The sequence below is a fragment of the Clostridia bacterium genome (genome assembly GCA_028698525.1).
Classification (GTDB): Bacteria; Bacillota; Clostridia; order JAQVDB01; family JAQVDB01; genus JAQVDB01.
Window position 1 is genome coordinate 1 of sequence record JAQVDB010000135.1, and the last position, 2,515, is coordinate 2,515.

Genomic DNA, 2,515 nt, shown 5'->3' on the forward strand with positions numbered 1-2,515 from the left:
ATTTGTTCTTTCTAAGAGCATCCTCATAGCCCATTCTTCTATTATTAGAAATAGGCATATTGGCATCTGAACCCAAAAAAGCTATTCTTTTACATCCTGTCGATGCCATATAATCAACTGCACCAAATGCTCCATCATAATCGTCCACCACCACCTTATCTGTATTGATGCCTGTACATATACGATCGAAGAAAACCAAGTCAACATTGTTGTCAATAGCATCTTGAAAGTGATCATATTTAAAAGTTGTTTTTGATTGCGACACCAATATTCCACTTACACGCGCATCCAATAGCGTCTCCACACTCTTCACCTCTTTGTTGTAATCCTCACCAGACTGACAAATAAGTATATTGTAATTCGAGTTTTCCGCCTCCTCTTGAATGCCCGCTAAAACAGTAGAGAAAAAATAGTGCACTAGCTTTGGTACAATCACACCAATAGTAGTGTTTCGCTGAGTACGCAACTGCATAGCTAATGTATTGGGCTTATACCTGTGCTTGCGTGCAAAATCTTGCACAAGCTTTCTAGTATCCGCGCTAATAGCTGGATTGTCTTTCATTGCCCTCGATACTGTTGAAGCTGATAAATTCAACGCTTTAGCAATGTCTTTTAAGGTAATATATTGTTTGCTCATTTGGTAAACAAAATGGTGTTCTTCAAAAATAGCGAAAAATGTTTATTAAATGAGGGTTTTATCGTTAAAAGTGAAACTTGGCTCTATATGAGTCACTGCTCACCTCATTTTTCAATTCATCAGGACACTCAGTTTAAGGCACCTGACTATTCTTTAGGTCTTGCTATCTAATACGTTCCTCGAGGAAAATATCAACCTCATCAATAGCAAGAGTTGAAATATTCTTATGTCTTATTTATTATCTGTTTTTATCTTTTACAACAACTCTTCTCTTCTACAATCACACCTTCTTGCCACTATACAAATAAGAAAGAACCAATCCCAATACTAAAGTGATACTCCCTATCACAAATGCATAAAGCCCTGCATCATCGGCGTAATTGTCTTTCATAAATGCTACAATCTGCGGACCAATTATACCACCCACACCCCAAGCTGTAAGTGCTGCACCATACAAAACAGGCATCAATTTAGCACCATAACTATCATTGATGAGAGAAGGTATAACACCAAAACCACCACCATAGCACAGCAACACAATGCAAACGAATACAGAGAACAGCAGAGGATGTGAAACAAAAACAAGCGCTACGAAGATAACGGCCTGCAAGGCAAGCAATAATCTAAAGGTTGTGATACGTCCTATTTTATCGGACACTGCTCCCCAAAAGAAACGCCCCAATCCATTAAAGATAGAGCTAACAGCAATAAGTGTTGCTCCAGCAGCATTAAGGCTTGCAATTACAGAAGCATCAGCAAGGTCATTTGCAGGCATTTGCAACTTCAATATATCTTGTAATAGGGGAGACTGAAATGAGATGAAAATCATCCCAGCCACAACATTTATCATAAACATTAGCCAGATGATGATAAATGATTTTGAAAGAATCAACTTTGATGCAGAAGATCCTACAGAGACAGTCGATTGTTTAGTTTCTGTCTCGGCATCTTTTACATCTGTTGGAGGCAGCTGCATAAACGATGCACTAATGGGCAACACAACAATCAGTGTGAGACCAATATATAGAAAAGTTGTACTCAAATTGCTGCTGCTCAACTGCAAGAAGAGAGGAGCCAATAATTTAGACATTACCAATGCACCCAACCCAAAACCCATAACAACCATACCCGTGGCTAAACCTTGATTTTTGGTAAACCATTTAGATACAGTTGCAACAGGAGTTACATAAGCCAAACCCAATCCAGAACCTCCAAGCACACCAAAAGCTAAATACAGCAACCACAATGTGCCCGATGACAGAGCATAAGCAGAGATAATATAACCCAGCGCATACATCACCCCACCAGTAATAGCAAGTTTTCTTGGTCCATACTTATCAATTTTTGCTCCACCCCAAGCAGCCATCACCCCCAACATAAATATAGACAAGCTAAATGCCCATGCCACTTGCGTGTTGCTCCACCCAGCCATCTCAGTAATTGGAGTTTGGAAAAAACTCCATGCATATACTGTACCCAACGACAATTGTGTAAGCGTTCCCATAATGGCAATGAGCCATTTTCTTTCCATTTTGATCATAGTTTTTTGAATTTCAAAAGTGTGCAGTTTAACAAGAGAACTTATTATATTAGAGTTAGCAAAAATATAGGAAAAAAAGGATTAAGCAACCCTCTAGAAGTAGTCGATTGCCAAACAAAAGTATTAGAAAAAGGAGAACAATGATGTAAAAGCAAACAAAGCAATCTTTCGAATAAACATAGTGCTACACCATACTCAATCATTATATTTTGAGGACAATTATTTTCACTACTGTATAATCGTTAAGAAATAGTTGTGAGGATAAAACTCATAACTAGTGAAAATCATACGAATACCCATTCCTAATTGGTCTTATCAATCCAAGGTTGCAACAACTC

General features: G+C 38.2%; 2 protein-coding genes. Both read right to left on the minus strand.

Annotation, left to right across the window (positions count from 1 at the left end; translation table 11 throughout):
- Positions 1-637: LacI family DNA-binding transcriptional regulator (locus PHP06_11145; GenBank protein MDD3841096.1), on the minus strand; the 637-nt coding region annotated here is incomplete at its 3' end.
- 280 nt (positions 638-917) lie between these two features.
- Complete coding sequence (locus tag PHP06_11150; GenBank protein ID MDD3841097.1) at positions 918-2,177, minus strand: OFA family MFS transporter; 1,260 nt, start codon at positions 2,175-2,177, stop codon at positions 918-920.
- Positions 2,178-2,515 lie beyond the last annotated feature (338 nt).